Source organism: Cupriavidus sp. R6-3 (genome assembly GCF_059772245.1).
The window spans coordinates 1-3,173 of sequence record NZ_JCBAJO010000366.1; the positions used below are offsets into that span (position 1 = coordinate 1).

The 3,173-nt window shown below is 68.9% G+C and carries 3 protein-coding genes and 1 pseudogene; all 4 read left to right on the plus strand.

The features are described 5' to 3' along the window. Nucleotides 1-231 (plus strand): acetyl-CoA carboxylase biotin carboxyl carrier protein (gene accB / locus AC6EI8_RS25550; protein ID WP_498383274.1); only part of this gene is annotated, 231 nt, incomplete at its 5' end. 156 nt (nucleotides 232-387) lie between these two features. Further along, entirely contained in the window at nucleotides 388-1,755 is a 1,368-nt protein-coding gene (gene accC, locus AC6EI8_RS25555) for an acetyl-CoA carboxylase biotin carboxylase subunit (protein ID WP_149316612.1), read from the plus strand. A 94-nt stretch (nucleotides 1,756-1,849) separates the two neighbouring features. Then, on the plus strand, nucleotides 1,850-2,761 hold the full coding sequence (prmA, locus tag AC6EI8_RS25560) for a 50S ribosomal protein L11 methyltransferase (RefSeq protein WP_498383275.1): 912 nt from the start codon (nucleotides 1,850-1,852) through the stop codon (nucleotides 2,759-2,761). Beyond that, a pseudogene (locus AC6EI8_RS25565) lies at nucleotides 2,745-3,173 on the plus strand (hypothetical protein); the annotation flags it as partial. The gene prmA and the pseudogene AC6EI8_RS25565, both read left to right, overlap by 17 nt.

The following is a 3,173-nucleotide window of genomic DNA, read 5'->3' on the forward strand; positions in this document are numbered from 1 at the left end:
CACGTCGTGACCTCGCCGATGGTCGGCACCTTCTATCGCGCGCCGTCGCCCGGCGCGGCGCCTTTCGTCAACGTCGGCGACACGGTCAAGGAAGGCCAGACCGTCTGCATCATCGAGGCGATGAAGCTGCTCAACGAGATCGAGTCCGACAAGGCCGGCGTGATCAAGGAAATCCTGGTCGAGAACGGCCAGGCGGTCGAATACGGCCAGCCGCTGTTCGTCATCGGCTGATTCCGAGGACCGCACGCCGCGCCCCACGCCCGCACCATGCGGGCGTTTCGCGTGGCGGCGCGCGGTGCCGGCCGCCGGTCGCAACGCGGCGTTCGTGGCCGGCCCCCGGCGTAACCGCCCTTCTGTGACCGCCCTTCTGCTGCGCAGAGAGAGACTATGTTCGAAAAAATACTGATCGCGAACCGCGGCGAAATCGCCCTTCGCATCCAGCGCGCCTGCCGCGAGCTCGGCATCAAGACCGTGGTGGTCTATTCCGAAGCCGACAAGGAGGCCAAGTACGTCAAGCTGGCCGACGAAGCGGTCTGCATCGGCCCGGCGCCCTCCCCCCAGTCCTACCTCAACATGCCCGCCATCATCTCGGCGGCCGAGGTCACCGACGCACAGGCGATCCACCCGGGCTACGGCTTCCTGTCGGAGAACGCCGACTTCGCCGAGCGCGTGGAAAAGTCCGGCTTCGTCTTCATCGGCCCGACCCCGGAATGCATCCGGCTGATGGGCGACAAGGTGTCGGCCAAGCAGGCCATGATCAAGTCCGGCGTGCCGTGCGTGCCGGGCTCCGAAGGTGCGCTGCCCGAGGATCCGAAGGAGATCCTGGCCACCGCGCGCCGGGTCGGCTATCCGGTCATCATCAAGGCGGCCGGCGGCGGCGGCGGGCGCGGCATGCGCGTGGTGCACACCGAGGCCGCGCTGCTGAACGCCGTCAACATGACGCGCGAGGAGGCGGGCCGCGCGTTCGGCAATCCGGAGGTCTACATGGAGAAATTCCTGGAGAACCCCCGGCATATCGAGATCCAGGTGCTGGCCGACCAGCATCGCCAGGCGATCTGGCTGGGCGAGCGCGACTGCTCGATGCAGCGCCGCCACCAGAAGGTCATCGAGGAAGCGCCGGCACCGCACATTCCGCGCCGCCTGATCGAGCGGATCGGCGACCGCTGCGCCGAGGCCTGCAAGAAGATCGGCTACCGCGGCGCCGGCACGTTCGAGTTCCTGTACGAAAACAACGAGTTCTACTTCATCGAGATGAACACGCGCGTGCAGGTCGAGCATCCGGTGACCGAGATGATCACCGGCATCGACATCGTGCAGGAGCAGATCCGCATCGCCTTCGGCGAGAAGCTGCGCTATCGCCAGAAGGACGTGCAGTTCCGCGGCCACGCGATCGAATGCCGCGTGAACGCCGAAGATCCGTTCAAGTTCACGCCGTCGCCGGGCCGCATCACCGCCTGGCACGCGCCGGGCGGCCCCGGCGTGCGGGTCGATTCGCACGCGTATGATGGCTATTTCGTGCCGCCGCACTACGATTCGATGATCGGCAAGCTGATCACCTACGGCGCCACCCGCGAGCAGGCCATCGCGCGCATGCGGATCGCGCTGTCGGAGATGGTGGTCGACGGCATCCTGACCAATGTGCCGCTGCACCGCGAGCTGATGCTCGACGCCAACTTCGTCGAAGGCGGCACCAGCATCCATTATCTGGAGCACCGCCTGGCCCAGAAGAGCGTGGCCAAGGGCGAGAAGGTCTGAGCCGGTTCGGGCCGGTCCGGGCCGGGCCGGCTGCAGCAGGCAGTTTGACGGCCGCCCCGCCGACCACGGCAGGCGGCCAGCATGGGGAAAGCGCGTGGCATTTCAGGAATGTGTAATCGAGATTGCCCAGGATCAGGCCGAGGCCTGGTCCGACGCGCTGTTCGAGCTGGGAGCGCTGTCGGTCTCGGTCGAGGACGCCGACGCCGACACGCCCGATGAGCAGCCGCTGTTTGGCGAGCCGGGCATGGAACCGACCCGGCTGGCATGGCAGCACTCGCGGCTGGTGGCGCTGTTCGACGCGGACACCGACCCGGCGCTGGTGCTGGCCGCCGCGGCCAACGCGCTGGGCTGCGCGGTGCCGGCCAGCGAGGTGCGCAGCGTCGAGGACCAGGACTGGGTGCGGCTGACGCAGTCGCAGTTCGAGCCGATCCGCATCGGCGAGCGCATCTGGGTGGTGCCGTCCTGGCACGATGCCCCGGAACCCGACGCCGTCGTGCTCGAACTCGATCCGGGCCTGGCCTTCGGCACCGGCAGCCATCCGACCACGCGGCTGTGCATGCAGTGGCTCGAGCAGAACCTGATCCCGGGCGAGAGCGTGCTCGACTACGGCTGCGGCTCGGGCATCCTGGCCATCGTCGCCAAGAAGCTCGGCGCCGGCGACACGCTCGGCGTCGATATCGATCCGAACGCGGTCGAGGCCTCGCGCTACAACGCCGAGCGCAACCGTGTCAGCGCGACCTTCGCGCTGCCGGACGACGCCGCGGCATTGGCTGCCTCCACCGGCGCCACGACCCACGACCTGGTGGTCGCCAATATCCTGTCCAACCCGCTGAAGCTGATGGCCGCGATGCTGAGCGCGCGGGTACGGCCGGGCGGCCGGCTGGTGCTGTCGGGCGTGCTCGAACGGCAGGCCGACGAGGTCGCCGCCGCCTATGCGCCGTGGCTGCCGCTGAGCGTCTGGCGCAGCGACGAAGGCTGGGTGTGTCTGCATGGCACCCGCCCCTGACGCCGATCACTCCGAACTCCCTGAAGACGCCCGGCGCGAGGCCGGGCCGCGGCATGCCGGCCGCAACGGCGGCATGGACCCTGGCACCCGCTCCGGTGCCAACGCCGCCACGAACGCCGGCAGCGATGCGGACACCAATGCGGGCACCAATGCCGACAGCGACGTTGGCACCAATGCCGACGCCAGCGCCGACGCCAGCGCCGACGCCAGCGCCGACGCCAACACCGGCACCAACGTCGGGACCACTGCTCAAGCCAACGCAAACGCCGACGCAAACGCCCGCACCAACGTCGGCACCAACGTCGGCACCAACGCCGGCCTGAGCGCCGGCGGTTATCTGCGCGCACGGGCCGCCGAATCCAACGAGATCGCCCCGAGCACGATCGCGCGCGAACAGGCCATGCGCCGCTGG